Annotated in this window: 15 protein-coding genes; 11 read left to right on the top strand and 4 right to left on the bottom strand. The window is 74.9% G+C overall.

What is annotated here, in order from left to right:
- The 4 genes from ABZ573_RS07580 to ABZ573_RS07565 all read left to right on the top strand — a co-directional run bounded on the left by ABZ573_RS07580 (nucleotide 1) and on the right by ABZ573_RS07565 (nucleotide 5,146).
- Nucleotides 1-1,695 carry a GAF domain-containing sensor histidine kinase gene (locus ABZ573_RS07580; RefSeq protein WP_327029166.1) on the top strand — a complete coding sequence of 565 codons (1,695 nt, stop codon included), beginning with the start codon at nucleotides 1-3 and terminating at the stop codon, nucleotides 1,693-1,695.
- A gap of 7 nt (nucleotides 1,696-1,702) precedes the next feature.
- Nucleotides 1,703-2,371, top strand: a complete 669-nt coding sequence (locus ABZ573_RS07575) for a response regulator transcription factor (RefSeq protein WP_007072219.1) — start codon at nucleotides 1,703-1,705, stop codon at nucleotides 2,369-2,371.
- A gap of 194 nt (nucleotides 2,372-2,565) precedes the next feature.
- Nucleotides 2,566-3,375, top strand: a complete 810-nt coding sequence (locus ABZ573_RS07570; protein ID WP_151454480.1) for an SAM-dependent methyltransferase — start codon at nucleotides 2,566-2,568, stop codon at nucleotides 3,373-3,375.
- Nucleotides 3,376-3,490: 115 nt separating this feature from the next.
- Nucleotides 3,491-5,146, top strand: coding sequence for a bifunctional diguanylate cyclase/phosphodiesterase (locus tag ABZ573_RS07565; RefSeq protein WP_151454499.1), 1,656 nt, complete (start codon nucleotides 3,491-3,493; stop codon nucleotides 5,144-5,146).
- Between the two features lie 13 nt (nucleotides 5,147-5,159).
- Here ABZ573_RS07565 and ABZ573_RS07560 read toward each other — a convergent pair whose 3' ends face one another.
- Together ABZ573_RS07560 and ABZ573_RS07555 are read right to left on the bottom strand one after the other, a co-directional pair.
- Nucleotides 5,160-6,284 carry a glycosyltransferase family 4 protein gene (locus ABZ573_RS07560; RefSeq protein WP_132236171.1) on the bottom strand — a complete coding sequence of 375 codons (1,125 nt, stop codon included), beginning with the start codon at nucleotides 6,282-6,284 and terminating at the stop codon, nucleotides 5,160-5,162.
- The gene (locus ABZ573_RS07555; RefSeq protein ID WP_151454481.1) at nucleotides 6,281-7,540 is read right to left on the bottom strand and encodes a M48 family metallopeptidase; all 1,260 of its coding nucleotides are present in this window, start codon (nucleotides 7,538-7,540) and stop codon (nucleotides 6,281-6,283) included. The genes ABZ573_RS07560 and ABZ573_RS07555 overlap by 4 nt, the downstream gene beginning before the upstream one ends.
- A 235-nt stretch (nucleotides 7,541-7,775) precedes the next feature.
- Between ABZ573_RS07555 and ABZ573_RS07550 the strand changes: the two genes are divergently transcribed.
- The 4 genes from ABZ573_RS07550 (at nucleotide 7,776) to ABZ573_RS07535 (ending at nucleotide 11,038) form a co-directional block, all read left to right on the top strand.
- Nucleotides 7,776-8,291: a hypothetical protein gene (locus ABZ573_RS07550; protein ID WP_358116539.1), complete on the top strand. Its 516-nt coding sequence runs from the start codon at nucleotides 7,776-7,778 to the stop codon at nucleotides 8,289-8,291.
- 77 nt (nucleotides 8,292-8,368) lie between these two features.
- Nucleotides 8,369-9,214, top strand: a complete 846-nt coding sequence (locus ABZ573_RS07545; protein ID WP_358116536.1) for a DUF4097 family beta strand repeat-containing protein — start codon at nucleotides 8,369-8,371, stop codon at nucleotides 9,212-9,214.
- A 79-nt stretch (nucleotides 9,215-9,293) separates the two neighbouring features.
- Nucleotides 9,294-10,250: an ATP-binding cassette domain-containing protein gene (locus ABZ573_RS07540; RefSeq protein WP_151454484.1), complete on the top strand. Its 957-nt coding sequence runs from the start codon at nucleotides 9,294-9,296 to the stop codon at nucleotides 10,248-10,250.
- Complete coding sequence (locus tag ABZ573_RS07535) at nucleotides 10,247-11,038, top strand: ABC transporter permease (RefSeq protein WP_358116532.1); 792 nt, start codon at nucleotides 10,247-10,249, stop codon at nucleotides 11,036-11,038. The genes ABZ573_RS07540 and ABZ573_RS07535 overlap by 4 nt, the downstream gene beginning before the upstream one ends.
- Nucleotides 11,039-11,113: 75 nt before the next feature.
- Here the strand turns inward: ABZ573_RS07535 and ABZ573_RS07530 are convergent, their stop codons facing one another.
- Both ABZ573_RS07530 and ABZ573_RS07525 read right to left on the bottom strand, forming a co-directional pair.
- Entirely contained in the window at nucleotides 11,114-11,326 is a 213-nt protein-coding gene (locus ABZ573_RS07530; RefSeq protein WP_151454486.1) for a hypothetical protein, read from the bottom strand.
- Nucleotides 11,327-11,470: 144 nt separating this feature from the next.
- Complete coding sequence (locus ABZ573_RS07525; RefSeq protein ID WP_358116529.1) at nucleotides 11,471-13,090, bottom strand: NYN domain-containing protein; 1,620 nt, start codon at nucleotides 13,088-13,090, stop codon at nucleotides 11,471-11,473.
- 127 nt (nucleotides 13,091-13,217) lie between these two features.
- On the opposite strand from ABZ573_RS07525, the gene ABZ573_RS07520 reads away from it, so the two are divergent.
- The 3 genes from ABZ573_RS07520 to ABZ573_RS07510 all read left to right on the top strand — a co-directional run bounded on the left by ABZ573_RS07520 (nucleotide 13,218) and on the right by ABZ573_RS07510 (nucleotide 17,485).
- Nucleotides 13,218-14,972: a DEDD exonuclease domain-containing protein gene (locus ABZ573_RS07520; RefSeq protein WP_151454488.1), complete on the top strand. Its 1,755-nt coding sequence runs from the start codon at nucleotides 13,218-13,220 to the stop codon at nucleotides 14,970-14,972.
- Nucleotides 14,973-15,101: 129 nt separating this feature from the next.
- Nucleotides 15,102-16,889, top strand: a complete 1,788-nt coding sequence (locus ABZ573_RS07515) for an HD domain-containing protein (RefSeq protein ID WP_151454500.1) — start codon at nucleotides 15,102-15,104, stop codon at nucleotides 16,887-16,889.
- A gap of 53 nt (nucleotides 16,890-16,942) precedes the next feature.
- On the top strand, nucleotides 16,943-17,485 hold the full coding sequence (locus ABZ573_RS07510; RefSeq protein WP_132236153.1) for an NUDIX domain-containing protein: 543 nt from the start codon (nucleotides 16,943-16,945) through the stop codon (nucleotides 17,483-17,485).
- Nucleotides 17,486-17,611 lie beyond the last annotated feature (126 nt).

The raw sequence follows: 17,611 nt of genomic DNA, 5'->3' as shown, positions 1-17,611 counted from the left end.
GTGCCCGCCTCGACGCCCCCCCGGCCCCAGCCGCAACCCCTCGCCGCCGCCGCGCGCGTGGTCATGCTGGCGCTCGTCGCCGTCCTGACCCTCTACGCCACGCACGACCCCGGCCAGCTCTGGTGGATCGCGCTGCTGGCGGTCGCCGGGCTGCCCGCCCTGCTGGCGCCCGAACACCGGCCCGTCGGCCCGCTCAGCCGGGTGGCCGAGGTGCTGGTGCTGGGGCTGGCCGCGAGCCAGGTCGCCGCCGTGGCCACCGTCGGTGGGGACGTCGGCGGGCTGGGCGCCTCGGCGGTGCTGCCCTACCTGGCGGTCCCGGTGACCGTCACCGCGCTGCGCCGCCGGTTCCGCGAGGGCGTCGCCCTGCTGGCCGTCGCGGCGGCCACCCTGCTGGTGGCGGGTGCCCTCACCGAGACCGACGGCCAGCGGCAGATCGGCGAACTCGGCTACCTGGTGATCTGCGCCCAGTGGCTGATCCTGGCCGGGCTCGGCCTCGCCGCCGCCAGCGGCCTGCACCGGGTCATGCAGGTCCGCAACGAGGGCAAGCCCCAGCCGTACGCCGAGGCGACCCGGCTGCTCACCCAGCTGCGTACCGTGGCCCGGCAGCTGCCCGGGGCCACCCTGGACCCGGGCGGCATCTCCGAGCACCTGCTGGAGGAGCTGCGCACCGTGGCCCGGGCGGACCGGGCGGCCGTGCTGTCGGCCAGCGGCGGCGGCCGGCTGGTGGTGCTCGCCCAGGTGGGCGTGGAACGGGTCGACTGGGAGACGACGCTGGACGCGGACTCGGCCATCGCCGACGCGTGGGCCAGCCAGCAGCCGCACACCGCCGCCCGCTCGCAGGCCCGGTCGCACCGCGGCGGCGACGTGTCCGCCCTGATCGTGCCGCTGGTGGCCGGGGTGCGCACCGTCGGGCTGGTGGTGCTGGAGGCGGACGCGGCGCAGGCGTACCCGCCCGGCGTGGTGTCCCGGGTGACCGGGCTGACCCGCCCGGCCGCGCTGCGGCTGGAGGCGGCGCTGCTCTTCGACGAGGTCCGCTCGCTGGCCACCAACGAGGAACGGCAGCGGCTGGCCCGGGAGATCCACGACGGGGTGGCGCAGGAACTGGTCATGGTCGGCTACGGCATCGACAACGCCCTGGCGTACGTCGACGAGGACCCGCAGGAGACCGCCGAGGCGCTGCGCACGCTGCGCGGCGAGGTGACCCGGGTGATCACCGAGCTGCGGCTGAGCCTCTTCGAGCTGCGCAGCGAGGTGGACCGGCACGGCGGCCTGGCCGCCGCGATCGCCGAGTACGCCCGCACGGTCGGCGCCTCCGGTGGGCTGCGGGTGCACCTGTCCCTGGACGAGTCCACCGCGCGGCTGCCCGCCGCCACCGAGGCCGAGTTGCTGCGCATCGCCCAGGAGGCGGTCACCAACGCGCGCAAGCACGCGGGCGCGTCGAATCTCTGGGTCACCTGCGAGGTCGACCCCCCGTACGCGCAAATTGAAGTGTCGGATGACGGTCAGGGGATCGCTGACCAGCGGTCCGACGGGCACTACGGTCTTGCGATCATGGCCGAGAGGGCGGAACGTATCCGGGGCCGGTTGGAGATCAGGCCGCGGCAACCGAGCGGCACGACCGTGGCGGTGGTGCTCGGCTCCTCGCCCCGGCGCGATAACGTGCGCGGTAGCGCAGCGGCAGTAGAAGGGGAGTAACCCGAGGATGACCACAAGTCCGACACCGGCCACCCGTACCAAGGTCCTCCTTGTCGACGATCACGACCTGATCCGCAAGGGCCTGCGGCACGCGTTCGAGCGCGACCGGCAGTTCGAGGTCGTCGGGGAGGCCGCCACGGCGGCGGAAGGGGTGCGCCAGGCGGGTGCGCTGCAGCCGGACGTGGTGATCATGGACCTGCGGCTGCCCGACGGCAGCGGTCTGGAGGCCACCCGGGCGCTGCGCAAGTCGAGCGCCTCGATGGGCATCGTCGTGCTCACCATGTACGCCGGCGACGACCAGCTCTTCGGTGCCCTGGAGGCCGGGGCCAGCGCCTTCGTGCCCAAGACCGCGCCGGCGGACGAGGTGGTCGCCGCAGCCCGGCACGCCGCCTCCTCCCCCAGCGCCTTCACGGCCGCCGACCTGGCCGAGGCGATGAAGCGCCGGCTGGCCCCGTCCGGGCCGCAGCTCTCCCCGCGCGAGGGGCAGGTGCTGCGGCTGCTCGCCGACGGGATGAGCGTGGCGGGCATCGCCAAGCAGCTCTTCGTCAGCGAGTCCACCGCCAAGACCCACATCTCGAAGCTCTACGAGAAGCTGGGCGCGGCGAACCGGGCCCAGGCGCTGATGACCGCGCTGCGGCTCGGTCTGCTCGAGGCGCCGGACGCCCCGAAGTTCTGACCCGCTCCCGCCGGGAGCCCGACGACGTACCACCGACGGGTCCGCGACCGCCGAAGGGCGGCGCGGACCCGTCGTCGTCGCATCGAGCGGCGGCGTCGAAGGGCTCGCGGCGCGCTATGGTCTCCCGGGCGGTCAGCCGGCAGAATACCGGCGCGGGCAACGGTGTCCCGCACACCGACAGGAGGGGTGAACGCATGCAGCGGCCGGACTGGGCACCCGACGAGATCGACATCGAACGCCCCAGCGTGGCCCGCATGTACGACTACTACCTCGGCGGCTCGCACAACTTCGCGGTCGACCGGGCGGCGGCCCAGGCGATGGTGGCGGCGGTGCCGGAGGCCCCGCTGATGGCGCAGGCGAACCGGGCGTTCCTCCGCCGGGCGGTGCAGTTCCTCCTCGACGCCGGCGTCCGGCAGTTCCTGGACATCGGCTCGGGCATCCCGACCGTCGGTAACGTGCACGAGATCGCCCAGCGCGACGCCCCCGACGCCCGCGTGGTCTACGTCGACGTGGATCCGGTGGCGGTGGCCCACAGCCGGGAGATCCTGGAGGGCAACGACCGCGCCGTCGTGGTGCAGGAGGACCTGCGCCGTCCCGAGCGCATCGTCGCCCACCCCGACGTCCGCCGGCTGCTCGACTTCGACCAGCCGATCGCCGTGATGATCGTGGCGGTGCTGCACTTCGTGCCCGACGACGACCGGCCGGCCGAACTGCTGCGGACGCTGCGCGAGGCGCTGGCGCCGGGCAGCTACCTGGTGCTGTCGCAGACCAGCGGCGACGGCCGTGGCGACGACGAGCTGGCCGACGCCGAACGGGTCTACCGGCGGACCGACAATCCGCTGTGGATCCGCAGCCGCGGCGAACTCACCGCCCTCTTCGACGGCTTCGAGCTGGTCGACCCCGGCGTGGTCTGGGTGCCGCAGTGGCGCCCGGATTCCCCCGACAGCGCCGAGGACGCCGAGCGGGCGGCCTTCATCGGCGGCGTCGGGCGACTCGGTGGCTGAGCCGCCCGGGGTGACCACCGTCGCCCCGACCGGCACCACCGTGCGGCACCCGTCCTGCCCGGGCACCTTCGCCCGGGCATGGGCCAAGGCCGTCTCCGGCACCAGTTACCTGCCGATGACCCAGGCCCAACTGGAGGCGCTGCTGCAACGCCTCACCGAGGAACTCGCGGCGGCGCTGCTGGCCGAGCCGATCGACCTGCGGGTCGGCCACCGGGTGGGCACCGAACTGGTGGCCGCCCACATCGCCTCGGCCGAGGCGCTGGGTCGTACGGTCGAGGTCGTCCAGCTCCGACTGGCCCGCGACCTCGGCCTGGTCGAGGAGGAGGTCGAGGACCGGCTGGCCCGGCTGCTGGCCGCCGTGACCACCGGTTACGCCCGCGCGATGCGGGACCGGACGCTGGACGAGCAGGAGACGATCCGCCGGGCCGCGATGACCGCCCGGGCGGAGGCCGAGCGGGCGTTGCGCAGCAGCGAGGCGCGCTTCCGCCACCAGGCCACCCACGACCCGCTGACCGACCTGCCCAACCGCACGCTGTTGACGGAGCGCCTCAGCGCGGCCATCGACTCGCCCGCCGGGGGCTCGGCGCGCCTCGGCGTCTGCTTCCTCGACCTCGACCGCTTCAAGGTGGTCAACGACTCGCACGGGCACCAGGTCGGCGACGGGCTGCTGGTGGCCGTGGCGGACCGGCTCCGCCTGGCCCTCGACGGGCACCTGGTCGCCCGGCTCGGCGGGGACGAGTTCGTCGTCCTGGTCGAGGGCACCACCGGCACCGACGACGCCGTCGCCGTCGCCGAGGCCGCCCTCGCGGCGGTACGCGAGCCGGTGCTGGTGGACGGGCACGAGCTGAGCGTCTCGGCGAGCATCGGCATCGTCGAGCGGGAGGTCGCCGGCACCTCCCCCGGTGACCTGATGCGGGCGGCCGACAGCACGCTGCACTGGGCGAAGGCTGCCGGTGGCGCCCGCTGGGCGCTCTACGACGCCGACCGGGACCGCCAGGACCTGGCCCGGTACGCGCTCTCCGCGGCCATCCCCGCGGCGCTGGAGCGGGGCGAGTTCTACCTCGACTTCCAGCCGCTGACCTCGCTGCGCGACGGTCGGGTCCTCGGCATGGAGGCCCTGGTGCGCTGGCGGCACCCGGAGCTGGGCGTCCTGCGGCCCGACAGCTTCATCGGGCTGGCCGAGGAGACCGGGCTGATCGTCCCGCTCGGCGGCTGGGTGCTGGCCGAGGCGTGCCGGCAGGCCGAGAGCTGGGCCGTCGGCACCGGGCCCGCCCCGTTCGTCAGCGTCAACCTGGCGGTGCGGCAGGTACGCCGCGCCGGCCTGGTCCAGGAGGTGCGCGCGCTGCTGCGGCACACCGGGCTGTCGCCGGAGCGGCTCCAGTTGGAGATCACCGAGAGCACCATGATGAGCACCGCCGAGGAGCCGGTCCGGGCGCTGCGGGTGCTCGCCGACCTCGGCGTCCGGATCGCCATCGACGACTTCGGCACCGGCTACTGCAACCTGGCGTACCTGCGGAACCTGCCGGTGACCGAGCTGAAGGTGGCCGGGGAGTTCGTGGCCGGGCTGCGGGCGCCGGAGGCCCGGGCCGACGAGCGGATCCTCGCCTCGCTCGTCTCGCTGGCGCACGCGCTGGATCTGACCGTCACCGCCGAGGGCGTGGAGACCGCCGGGCAGGCGGAGCGGCTGCGGGCGATCGACTGCGACGCCGGCCAGGGCTGGCACTTCGGCCGCCCGGACTCCGCCGAGCGCGTCCTGGCCCGCCTGCGCTGAGACCGCGGCGCCGTCAGCCGGCGAGCAGGGCGGCCATCCGCTGCGCCTGCGCCTCCCAGCGCCACTCCCGCTCCACCCACGCGCGACCGGCCGCGCCGAACTGGCGGGCCAGGTCCCGGTCGGCGAGCAGCGTGGCCACCCGGTCGGCGAGCTGGGCGACGTCGCGGCCACGGACCACGAAACCGGTCTCGCCCTCGCGGACCGCGTCCGGCGCGCCACCGGAGTCGCCGGCGACCACCGGCAGGCCGGTCGCGGAGGCCTCCAGGTAGACGATCCCGAGCCCCTCGACGTCCAGACCCCGGTTGCGGGTGCGGCAGGGCATGGCGTAGACGTCGCCGGCGGCGTAGTGGGCCGGCAGCTCGGCCGACGGCACCGAGCCGGTGAAGACCACGTCCCGATCGACGCCCGTCTGGCGGGCCAGCTTCTCCAACGTGGCCCGGTAGGGCCCGCCTCCGACCACGAGCAGCGCGGCGTCGGGCACCCGGCGGCGGATCTCGGGCATCGCCCGGATCAGCATGTCCTGCCCCTTGCGCGGCACCAGCCGGGACACGCAGACCACCACCGGGCGGTCGGCCAGCCCGAGCCGGAGCCGGACCGGTTCGCCGTCGACCGACGGGTGGTAGGCGTCCACGTCCACCCCGGGGGCGAGCCGGTGGAGCTCGGTCACCCCGTGCAGCGCCCGCTCCAGCCGCACCCGGGTGTACTCGCCCAGGTAGGTCGTCACGTCGACGCCGCGCCCGATTCGCCGCAACGCGGCCCGGGCGGCCGGCAGCGCGGCCCAGCCGACCTCGTGCCCGTGGGTCAGCGCCACCGCCCGGCGGATGCCCGTCCGGCGGCGCAGGCCCGCGGCGAGCAGCCCGAGGGGGGCCGCCGCGCCGAACCACACCGTGTCGCAGTCGTACGCGCGCGCCAGGCGGGCGGCCCGGCGGGCCACGAGCGGCGTGGGCAGCAGCACCCGGGTGCGGTCCCGGACCACCTCGAACGGCTGGTCGGCGTCGAACTTCTCCGCGCCCCGCCACGTCGAGGCGTAGACGACCACCGAGCCGGCGGGCTGGCGCACCGCGAGGTTGTGCACGAAGGACTGGATCCCGCCGGGGCGCGGCGGGAAGTCGTTGGTGATCAGCAGCGTACGGCTCATCGGCCGGCCTCCCTGGCGTGGGCGCGGGCGGCGGCCATCCGCTCGACCGTGGACGGGTGCGTGGCGGAGTAGAGGTACTCCCAGCGTGGCGGATCGGGGTCGGCGAGGTTGATGCCGGCGAGCCGCCGCTGCATCGCCTCGAAGGCGGCCGGGTCGCCGGTCAACGCGAGCGCGTGCGCGTCGGCGCGCGCCTCCACCCGCCGCGACATCAGCGCCTGCGCCGGCGCGGAGACCAGCCCGGCCACCGTCACCAGGGCCACCAGCAGGGGGAACGCGCGCGGCTGGGCGACCGAGTCGACGCCGGCCAGCCGCAGCAGCGGGCCGGCGGAGCCGAGCAGGTAGAGCGCGACCACCGCGGCGGCGGCGCCCAGCGCACCGGTCAGCGTGCCGACCGCGACGTCCCGGTCCTTGGCGTGCCCCAGCTCGTGGGCCACCACTGCGGTCACCTCGGCCGGCGTCGCCTCGCGCAGCAGCGTGTCGTAGACCACCACCCGCCGGGTCGGCCCGAGCCCGGAGACGTACGCGTTGACCGCCCGGGTGCGGCGCGAGGCGTCGGCGACCAGCACGTCGCGCACCGGGACCCCGTCCCGGGCCGCCAGCTGCGTCAGCTCGGTGCGCAGCGGGCCCTGTTCCATCGGGGTGAACCTGTTGAAGACCGGTTCCACGAGCACCGGCAGCACGAAGGAGAGCAGCACCACCAGGGTCGCCGCGCCGGCCGCGCCGAACGCCCACCACCAGCGCGGCGACAGCCGGACGACGGTGTAGAAGCCGAGCAGCGCCACCGCTCCGATGACGGCGCTGACGGCGTACGACTTGAGCAGGTCGGCGGTCCAGCCGCTCCAGCCGTTGGTGCTCAGTCCGTAGCGGGTGAGCACGGCCTGCCGCCAGGCGGCGAACGGGAGGGTCACCAGGTCGGCGACGAGCACCACGGCGAGCCCGCCGAGGACGGCCTGGGCGGCCCAGTGGTCGCCGAACGGGCGCCCGGCCAGCTCGACGAGCCGGCTGCCCAGCGGGGTCAGGCCGAGCAGCAGGGCCACCAGCAGGCCGATCGCGATGGCGACCCAGCCGGCGGGGCGCAGCGCGGAGCGGAACTCCCGGCTGCGGGCCACCTGCTCGGCGGGGAGGTCGCCCAGCGCGGCGAGTTGGTCGGCCCGGGGGGCCGGCGGCCGGTGCCACGGGATCAGCAGCGCCGCCGCGACGAGGAGGGCGAGGGTCAGCCCGGCGAGGGTGAGCAGCGCCCAGCCGCGCGGGGTCACCGCAGCCGTCCTGGCGCCGCGTCGTCGCGAGCAGTGCGCATCCGTACCCGCGTCATGCCGCCGCTCCCTCCGCCGTGACCGCCCATCCTATTGCCCGCCGCGCCGCCGCCCGCGCGGCCCGGCAGGCCACGTCCCGGCGGCGGATCCACCTCCTGACGTCACCGACGTGCCATCATGACGCCATCCGAAGTCATTACGGCTTGCCATGACGTCATCTTGATGCCATAGTGACGTCATGGACCTGACGTCGTATGTCGACAACCTCCGGCAGGAACTGGCCGGCGTCGCCGAACTCGGCGGCGCCGAGGCCCGCGCACTCGCCGAGCGACTGGCGGGGCCGCTCGACTCGGCGCTCCGGCTGGCGCTCCTGGACGCGCTGACCGCGGCGGCGGCCGAGATCACCCGCGACCTGGCCCCCGGGTCGGTCGAGCTGCGCCTGCGCGGGCGGGAGCCGAGCTTCGTCGTGACGCCACCACCGGCCGGCCCGGAGTTGCCGGGCGAGGCCGGGGCCCCCGAGCCGGCCGTCCCGCCGTCGGCGGACGCCGAGGAGGGCGCCACCTCGCGGATCAGCTTCCGCCTCTCCGAACACCTCAAGAGCCGCATCGAGGAGGCGGCCGCCCGCGACGGCCTCTCGGTCAACGCCTGGCTGGTCCGGGCGGCCACGGCCGCCGTGGCGTCCAGCGGGGCGGGCCGGCAGCCGCAGCGACGCGCTCCGTTCAGCGGGGAGCGCTACACCGGCTGGGCCCGCTGAGCCGCCCGCCGGTCCGCCGCACGCCTCCGACCAACCGTCCCGCTCCGGGACGTCCACCCGCCAGAAGGGACTGCGCCGTGCCCACATTCGACACCCCGACCCCCATCTCGGCCACCGTCGACCTCGTCGTCGGTGACGTCCAGCTCACCGCCACCGACCGCACCGACACGCACGTCGAGGTCCGCCCGAGCAACGCCGCCACCGAAGCCGACGTACGGGCCGCCGAACAGACCCGGGTGGAGTACGCCGACGGCCGGCTCGTCGTCAGGTCGCCCCGGCAGCGCGGGTTCGGGCTGTTCGGCAAGCCCGGCTCGGTCGACGTGACGATCGGGTTGCCCACCGGCTCGCACCTGCACGGCGACGCCTCCGTGGCGGCGTTCCGCGGCAGCGGCCGGCTCGGCAGCTGCCGGGTCCGGATCGCGACCGGCGACATCCAGCTGGAGAAGACCGCCGACGTCGACCTCGACACCTCGGCCGGCGGCGTCCGCGTCGGGCAGGTGGCCGGTGCGGCCCGGATCAGCACCGGGTCAGGACGGATCCAGGTGCAGCAGGTCGACGGCGACGCCGTGGTCAAGAACTCCAACGGCGACAGCTGGCTCGGCACGGTCACTGGCGAGGTGCGGGTGAAGGCCGCCAACGGCGAGACCACCGTGGACCGGGCGCACGGTCCGGTCACCGCCACGGCCGCCAACGGCGACATCCGCATCGGCGAGGTCTCGGCGGGCACGGTGTCGGTCCGCACCGCGACCGGCGGGCTCGACATCGGCGTCCGCTCCGGCACCGCTGCCCTGCTCGACCTGCACACCCAGCTCGGCCGCGTGGACAACCACCTCGAGGCGTACGAACCGCCCGGCGAGCCCGAGGGCGCCGTGCGGGTGACCGCCCGGACCTCCTTCGGCGACATCGTGATCCGCCGCTGCTGAACCACCGCTCCGCCCGCCCGACCGGCCCCGACGGCCGGCCCGCCCCGACCGGCCCGACGGCCGGCGTGAAGGAGAAGACATGCCACCCAGCTCGGCCCCGGCGGCCATCACGGTCACCGCCCTCCGGAAGTCCTTCGGCGACCACGTGGTGCTCGACGGGATCGACCTCACCGTCGCCGCAGGGACGATCTTCGCCCTGCTCGGCCCCAACGGCGCCGGCAAGACCACCACCGTGCAGATCCTGTCCACCCTGATCCGCGCCGACTCCGGCGAGGCGCGGGTGGCCGGTCACGACGTCACGCGGGAGCCCGACGCGGTACGCGCCGCGATCGGCGTGACCGGCCAGTTCTCCGCCGTCGACGGACTGCTCACCGGCGAGGAGAACCTGCGGCTCATGGCCGACCTGCACCACCTGCCCCGGGCGGAGGGACGGCAGCGCGCGCGGGGCCTGCTCAGGATGTTCGACCTGGTCGAGGCGGCCGGCAAGCCCGCCGGCAGCTACTCCGGCGGGATGCGCCGGCGACTCGACCTGGCCATGGGTCTGGTCGGCCGCCCCCGCGTCGTCTTCCTCGACGAGCCCACCACGGGGCTCGACCCGCGCAGCCGGCAGGCCATGTGGCAGATCGTCCGGGATCTGGTGGCGGACGGCGTCACCATCCTCCTCACCACCCAGTACCTGGAGGAGGCGGACCAGCTCGCCGACCGGATCGCCGTGCTCGACCACGGCCGCCTGGTGGCGGAGGGCAGCCCGGCGGAGCTCAAGCGGCTCGTCCCCGGCGGGCACGTCAGCCTGCGTTTCGCCGACCGGGCCGCGTTCGACACGGCCGTCCGGGTGCTGCCCGGGCAGTCCCGCGACGCCGCCGAGCTCACCCTGCACGTGCCCGGCGACGGCGGGGTCCGGTCGCTGCGGGACCTGCTCGACCTGTTGGACAGCGAGTCGATCGCCGTGGAGTCGCTGTCGGTGCACACGCCCGATCTCGACGACGTCTTCCTGGCCCTCACCGGCCAGCCCGAGAAGGTGGGAACCCCCCGATGAGCACTGTGACGTACGCCGTCCGCGACTCCGGCACGATGCTGCGCCGCAACCTGCGCCGCTGGGTGCGCTACCCGTCGATGACGGTGCTGCTCGTCGGCATGCCCGTCATGCTGCTGCTGTTGTTCGTCTACGTCTTCGGCGGCACCCTCGGCGCGGGGCTGGGCGGCGGTGCGGGCGACCGGGGCGACTACGTCAACTACGTCACCCCGGGGATCCTGCTGATGACCGCCGGCCTGGCGGCCACCGGGACGGCGGTGTCGGTCGCGATGGACATGACCGAGGGCATCATCGCCCGCTTCCGGACCATGGCGATCGCCCGGGCGTCGGTGCTGACCGGCCATGTGCTGGCCAGCCTGGCGCAGAGCATGCTCGGCCTGGCGATGGTCACCGGGGTCGCCCTGCTGATCGGATTCCGGCCCACGACGAGCGCGCTGGCCTGGCTGGCGGCCGCCGGCGTGCTGGTCATGACCGCCTTCGCCTTCATCTGGCTCTCGGTCGCGCTGGGGCTGGTCTCCAAGAGCGTCGAGACGGCGAGCAACCTCCCCATGCCGCTGACCTACCTGCCCTTCATCGGCAGCGGGTTCGTGCCCACCGACTCGATGCCCGACGGGCTGCGGCAGTTCGCCGAGTATCAGCCCTTCACCCCCATCATCGAGACCCTGCGTGGCCTGTTGACCGGCGGGCCGGTGGGGACGAACGCCGCGCTCGCGGCGGCCTGGTGCGCCGCCATCGCGCTGGTCGGCTATCTCTGGTCGAAGAAGCTGTTCAACCGGGACCCGTCCCGCTGACCGTCGTCACCGACGCCCGTTCCCCGAGCCACCGGCCCGGGGAACGGGCGTAGTCGGGGCACCGGCCGTGGCCCGTCACGCGACGCGGCGGCGTCGGGTGCGCCGCCCGGCCGGCCCGGGAGCGGGCAGGACCTCCACCTCGAACCCGGCCCGGGCGAACACCTCGATGGCCCGGGCCTCCGCGCCGTCCAGCCCGGCGGCCGGGGACGAATCGTCGAGCAGGGCGGTCACCAGGCAGTCGCCGCAGCCGGTCCCCCGGATACCGCACCCCGCGCAGTCGATGAGCATCTCGCCTCCTGATGCGCTGCGGTGACCGGGCGCGGCGTCACCGTCGCCGCCCGAGCACCGTCCGTCACCACGACGGTAGGCAGGGGGTACGACAGAAAAGGGACAACCGGTCGCGGACGGCCCGAAAGCGATCAAGCACCCCGATCAGGAACGGGCCAGGCGGCGCAGCAGCGAGTCGGCACCGAGCGGGTACGCCCCGTGCCGGCGTACGCCGTCGGCGACCTCCCGGTCGGAGGAGACCACGACCACCGGCCGTCCCGGCGGCTCGGCGCGGACCAGGCGCCGGATCAGCTCGTCGGCGGTCTCCCCCTTGCGGGAGAAGAGCACCCGTACGCCGCGCGGCGCCGGCGGCAGGCCGTGCATCCGTTCGGCGCCGTCGAAGACCACCGTGACCTCGTCGCCGGTCTGCGCGGCGATCCCGCCCAGGCCGGTGATCAGCCGCTTGCGCTGCTGTTCCAGGGACATCTCGCCGAAGCCGCGCTTGGTCACGTTGTAGCCGTCGACGACGAGGTGCGCCCGGGGCAGGGCGAGCAGCTGGTCGAGGCGGGCCGGGTCGTCGGTGTCCCGGGCGCGCGTCGCGGCGCCGGCCGCCGGGGCGGCGGTCTGGTCGGCGAAGGCCTCGGCGACGAAGTCCGCGGGCAGCTTGTCGACCGGGTCGAGCGCCAGCTCGCGGCGCAGCCCGACGGCGGCCTGCCCGATGGTCTCCAGCAGCAGCCAGAGCCGGGCGTCGTCGACCGAGCGGGCCTCCTTGGCGCTGGCCCGGGCGACCCCCGCCGCCGCCTCCGCCTCGGCCAGCCGGGCCCGCACCCGGCGCAGCTCGGCGTCGGCGTCCGCCGTCGCGCGGGCGGCCCGCCCCCGCTCGGTGGCGAGCAGCTCGGTGGCCTTGCGCTCGCGGGCCTGCGTCTCGCGCAGCGACCGGGTCAGCTGCCGGCTCTCCTCGCGCAGCTGGCCGAGCTCCTCGCGGACCCGGGCCAGCTCGTCGCGGAGCTTCTCCGCCTCGACCCGGGCCACCGCCCGGTCGTGCTCGGCGCGGGTGGCCCGCTGCTCGGCCTCGCGGACCAGCTCGGCGACCACCGCGCTGTCGGCCTCGGCGCGGACCGCCGCGCCGCTGGCCTCGATCAGCTCCCGCCAGCCCCGGGGGCGGGCCAGGTAGGCCAGCGCGGCCACCTCGACCGGGTCGGCGGCGGCCGGCGCGGTGCCCTCCAGCACGGCGGCGCCCAGGTCGCCGGTGTCGGCGAGGACCCGGGCGGTGATCCGTTGGCGGAACAGCGGGTCCGCGGTGAGCTGGGCGGCGATGGCCGGGGCGCCGAGCCGGGCCCGGCGGTTGGGGGCGAACTTGGCGACCCGGCGCAGCGGGACCGGCACCTCGTCGGCGGGCAGCCCGGGCAGCACCGTCGCGGTGAGCGCCACGATGCGCTGCCTGACCGCCTCGGGCAGCACGGGCTCCGGCTCGGGCGCCGCCGCCTCAGGCTCGGCAGCCTCAGACTCGGACGCCTCAGACTCGGCAGCCTCAGACTCGGGCGCCGACGCAGACGCCTCAGGCTCGGACGCCGACGCCGCAGGCGCAGGTGCCTCAGGCTCGGAAGCCGACGCCGCAGGCTCGGGCGCTGCAAAATCGGACGCCTCGGACTCGGGCGCCGAAGCCGCGGCGGCCGCGGCGCCGGGCGGGGTGGTCCCGGCGGGGGTGCCCTCACCGGGGTCGCGCGCAGCGTCGACCGGATCCTCCTGCCGGAGGTGGTCGTCGTGCGGCTCGGTGAGGGGCATGTGGCAAGTCTCCCACCGCGACCGGGCCCACCGCCCGGTGAGTGAGCCGATCTCTCATCCTAGACCGGTGGTGACGTCTGATGCCGTTGGGACGGGAGTGTCGGACCGGACCGTTAGCGTGCCGCCGATGGCACAGACCGAGTACGTCCAGGAGCCGCTGGCCGGTTTCGACCCCGGCGCGGGCGGGGTCGACCCGGCGCTGCCGCTGTACGCGACGACGTTCGTGGTGGTCGACCTGGAGACCACCGGCGGCGCGCCGGACGGCGGCGGGATCACCGAGATCGGCGCGGTCAAGGTGCGCGGCGGCGAGGAGCTGGGCGTGCTGGCCACCCTGGTCAACCCCGGCGTGCCCATCCCCCCGTTCATCACCGTGCTCACCGGCATCACCCAGGCCATGCTGGTGCCGGCCCCGCCGATCGAGCAGGTGCTGCCGAGCTTCCTGGAGTTCATCACCGACGCCGTGCTGGTCGCCCACAACGCCCCCTACGACGTGGGCTTCCTCAAGGCCGCGTGCGCGAAGCACGGCTACCGCTGGCCCAACCCGCGGGTCCTCGACACCGCCGCGCTGGCCCGTCGGGTGCTCACCCGCGACGAGGTGCCCAACCGCAAGCTCGGCACCCTCGCGGCCTACTTCCGCACCGCCACCCAGCCGACCCACCGGGCCCTCGACGACGCCAAGGCCACAGTCGACGTGCTGCACGGGCTGATCGCCCGGCTGGGCGGGCACCGGGTCGACACCGTCGGCGACGCCATCGAGTTCGCCCGGGCGGTCACCCCCACCCAGCGGCGCAAGCGGCACCTGGCCGAGGGCCTGCCCAAGGCGCCGGGGGTCTACATCTTCCGGGCCGCCGACGACCGGCCGCTCTACGTCGGCACCTCCGGCGACATCGCCACCCGGGTGCGCAGCTACTTCACGGCGGCGGAGAAGCGGGCCCGCATCTCCGAGATGCTCGCCGCCGCGGAGCGGGTGGAGGCGGTGGAGTGCGCCCACTCGCTGGAGGCGGAGGTCCGCGAGCTGCGGCTCATCGGGGCGCACGCCCCGCCGTACAACCGGCGGTCGAAGTTCCCGGAGCGGGTGCTCTGGCTGAAGCTGACCGACGGGCCGTACCCCCGGCTGTCGGTGGTCCGGGCCATCTCCCCCGGCGACGCCGCCTACCTCGGGCCGTTCAGCTCCCGTCGGGCGGCGGAGCTGGCCGCCGCCGGTTTCCACGACGCCGTGCCGCTGCGCCAGTGCACCCACCGGCTCTCGCTGCGCACGGTCACGCCGGCCTGCGCGCTGGCCGAGCTGGGTCGCTGCCCGGCGCCCTGCGAGCACCGGATCTCCCCCGAGGAGTACGACGCCCGCGCGGTCGCGCCGTTCCGCACCGCCACCGCCAGCGACCCGCAGCGGGTGGTCGACGCCCTGCTCGCCCGGATCGACACGCTCTCGGACGCCCAGCGCTACGAGGAGGCGGCGGTGGCCCGGTCCCGGCTGGCGGCGGTGCTGCGGGCGACCGTGCGGATGCAACGGCTGACGGCGCTGACCGGGATCGCCGAGCTGGCCGCCGCGCGTCCGGCGGCCCGCGGCGGCTGGGAGCTGGCGCTGGTGCGGCACGGCCGGCTGGCCGGGGCGGGGGTCTCACCCCCCGGCGTCCACCCCCGACCGACGATCGCCGCGATCCGGGCGACCGCCGAGACCGTCCCGCCCGGCCACGGCCCGGTCCCGCGTGCCTCGGCCGAGGAGACCGAACGCATCCTGTCCTGGTTGGAGCGACCGGAGACCAGGCTGGTGGAGATGTCGTCCGGGTGGGCGTCCCCGGTGGCCGGTGCGGCCCGCTTCCGCGACCTGCTGCGCAAGGCCGAGAACGCCGCTTCCCACCAAAGCTCGACCGAACGCCCATGACCAAGTGACCGATCGGACTACCTCCACTCCCTTAGGCTGTTAGAGAAGTGCAGTCCTGCCCGTTTCGTGGGCCTGCTCCCGGTTGCCGGGTGTCGGCGGCCGCGGAGCCGGGGTGAGGAGGTGTCCCACGTGGACGTCGACGCCGGACGCGGCGCCGCCCTGGGGGGCGCGCTTCCGACCCAACCGGGCGAGCTGCCGCTGGCCCGCCGGCTGCGCTCGCTGCTGAGCTGGCCCACCGCCGACACCGACCCGGTCAGCCAACTCGTCCGGACCCACCGGACGATCCATCCCGGCACCGAGCCCTCCGTGCTGCGCCGGGCCTACACCATCGCGGAGAACATGCACCGCGGGCAGTTCCGCAAGAGCGGCGAGCCCTACATCACGCACCCGCTGGCGGTCGCCCAGATCTGCGCCGAGATCGGCATGGACGCCATCACCCTGGTCGCCGCGCTGCTGCACGACACCGTGGAGGACACCCGCTACACCCTCCAGGCGCTCGCCGAGGACTTCGGGCCGGAGGTGGCGCATCTGGTCGACGGGGTGACCAAGTTCGACAAGGCCTTCTACGGCAAGGCCGCCGAAGCCGAGACGATCCGCAAGATGATCATCGCGGCCGGCAAGGACGTCCGGGTCCTGATCATCAAGTTGGCCGACCGGCTGCACAACATGCGCACCCTGGGCGTCCGGTCCGCGGCGTCCCGGGAGCGGATCGCCCGCAAGACGCAGGAGGTGCTGGTCCCGCTCTGCGACCGGCTCGGCATCCAGACGCTCAAGCGCGAACTCGACGACGTGGTGCTGCTGCACCTGGAGCCCGACGAGCACGCCCGGATCGCCCGGCACGTGCACGACCGGCCCGGCTGGGACGCGTACCTCGACGAGGTGGTCACCCACGCGAAGTCGGCCCTGCGCCGCAGCCGGGTGGACGCGGCGGTGACCCCCCGCTCCCGGCACCTCTACTCGATCTGGAAGGACACCGTGGCCGGTGGCCACAGCGCCCCCTTCGACCTGCCCCGCATCGTGATCGTGGTGGACGGCCCGGCGACCGACTGCTATGCGGCGCTCGGCGCGGTCCACGGCGTGTGGCGGCCGGTCCCCGGCCGGTTCAAGGACTTCATCGCCTCCCCCAAGAACAACCTCTACCGCTCGCTGCACACCACCGTCTGCGGGCCCAGGAACCGCACCGTGGAGGTGCTGATCCGCACCGTGGAGATGCACCGCTCGGCGGAGTACGGGGTCGCCGCCGACTTCCGTTTCCCGCGTTCCGGCGGCGGCACGGCCCGGGCGGAGCAGCTCGACTGGCTGCGTCGGGTGCTCGACTGGGAGCAGGACGCGGCCGACCCGGCCCAGTTCCTCGAGTCGCTGCGTTGCGACCTCGCCGAGGCGCAGATCCAGGTCTTCGCCGACGGGCGACAGGTCGTGCTGCCCGCCGGGGCGACCCCGGTGGACCTCGCGTACGAGTTGGGCACCGCGCGGGGCGACCACTGCCTCGCGGCGCGGATCAACGGCCGGCTGGCCCCGCTCTCCTCCGAACTGGACGAAGGCGACGTGGTGGAGATCTTCACCGAGACCGACGCGGCGAACGGCTTCGACGCCGACGCCGCCCCGCGTGGCCCCCGCCGGGAGTGGCTCGGCTTCGTCAAGTCGCCGCAGGCGCAGATGCAGATCAGCCGGTGGTTCGCCGAGCACACCGAGCCCGGCATCTCCATCACCGACAAGGTCCGCCTCGGCCGGGCCACCATCGGGCTGGCCCTGCGCAAGCACGACCGGGGCCTCGCCAGCGACCTGCCGCTGCTGCGGCTGTCGGAGGAGTTGGGCTACCCCGACCTGGAGACGCTGCTGGTCGCGGTCTTCGACCGGGTGATCGAACCGGACACGGTCGTACGCCAGCTCATCGACCTGGTGGACCACCGGCAGTGACCGCCCCGGGCCCGGGTGGTCCGAACGCTCCTCGCGGCCACTAGCCTGGACGCATGATCCCCCGCTCGCGCGCCACCGGTCGAGCCGTCGCCTACCAGGTCTTCTACCGGCTGCCACTGCCGGTACGCCGCCGCCTGGTCCGGCTGGCCGTGCCGAAGTACATCGTCGGCGCGGTCACCCTGGTCCGGGACAGCGAGGCGGAGGGCGCGGGCCGGCTGCTGCTGCTGCGTCAGCCGCCCGGTAGGGGCTGGGGGCTGCCGGCCGGCCTGTTGCAGAAGGGCGAGGCGCCGGTGGTGGGCGCCGCCCGGGAGCTGCACGAGGAGTCCGGCATCCGGCTGTCGCCCCGGCAGTTGAGCCCCGCCGTGCCGAACGCCGTGGTGCACGCCAAGGGCTGGGTGGACGTCGTGTTCACCGCCGAGGTACCGGCGTCGAGCACCGAGTTGAAGGTCGACGGGGCCGAGGTCTACGAGGCCGCCTGGCACCCGCTGGACGACCTGCCCAAGCTGACCTGGCCGACGGCCCGGCTGCTCGCGTACTACGACATCGGGCCGCTGGCCGGGCAGTTCCCGCCACCGGTGCCCGACAAGAAGCCGTGACCGCAGCCCCCGGCGAGCGCGGCCCGGCAGCCGCCACCGAGGCCGGTCGTAGCCCGGCAACCGCCACCGGAACCGGCCGCGTCCCGGACCCCACCGCCAGGACCGGCCACGGCCCGGCAGTCGCCC

The organism is Micromonospora sp. NPDC007220 (assembly GCF_040634035.1).
Taxonomy (GTDB): Bacteria; Actinomycetota; Actinomycetes; order Mycobacteriales; family Micromonosporaceae; genus Micromonospora; species Micromonospora reichwaldensis.
The sequence above is the reverse complement of the archived record's forward strand: the minus strand, read 5'-3'. Positions and strand labels throughout refer to the sequence as shown.

Bases quoted from the DNA above. Each gene is read 5' to 3' on its own strand.
- ABZ573_RS07550 (WP_358116539.1), top strand. From the start codon at position 7,776: ATGGACCTGACGTCGTATGTCGACAACCTCCGGCAGGAACTGGCCGGC.
- ABZ573_RS07565 (WP_151454499.1), top strand. From the start codon at position 3,491: ATGACCCAGGCCCAACTGGAGGCGCTGCTGCAACGCCTCACCGAGGAA.
- ABZ573_RS07530 (WP_151454486.1), bottom strand. From the start codon at position 11,326: ATGCTCATCGACTGCGCGGGGTGCGGTATCCGGGGGACCGGCTGCGGC.
- ABZ573_RS07560 (WP_132236171.1), bottom strand. From the start codon at position 6,284: ATGAGCCGTACGCTGCTGATCACCAACGACTTCCCGCCGCGCCCCGGC.
- ABZ573_RS07575 (WP_007072219.1), top strand. From the start codon at position 1,703: ATGACCACAAGTCCGACACCGGCCACCCGTACCAAGGTCCTCCTTGTC.
- ABZ573_RS07540 (WP_151454484.1), top strand. From the start codon at position 9,294: ATGCCACCCAGCTCGGCCCCGGCGGCCATCACGGTCACCGCCCTCCGG.
- ABZ573_RS07570 (WP_151454480.1), top strand. From the start codon at position 2,566: ATGCAGCGGCCGGACTGGGCACCCGACGAGATCGACATCGAACGCCCC.
- ABZ573_RS07520 (WP_151454488.1), top strand. From the start codon at position 13,218: ATGGCACAGACCGAGTACGTCCAGGAGCCGCTGGCCGGTTTCGACCCC.
- ABZ573_RS07510 (WP_132236153.1), top strand. From the start codon at position 16,943: ATGATCCCCCGCTCGCGCGCCACCGGTCGAGCCGTCGCCTACCAGGTC.
- ABZ573_RS07535 (WP_358116532.1), top strand. From the start codon at position 10,247: ATGAGCACTGTGACGTACGCCGTCCGCGACTCCGGCACGATGCTGCGC.
- ABZ573_RS07525 (WP_358116529.1), bottom strand. From the start codon at position 13,090: ATGCCCCTCACCGAGCCGCACGACGACCACCTCCGGCAGGAGGATCCG.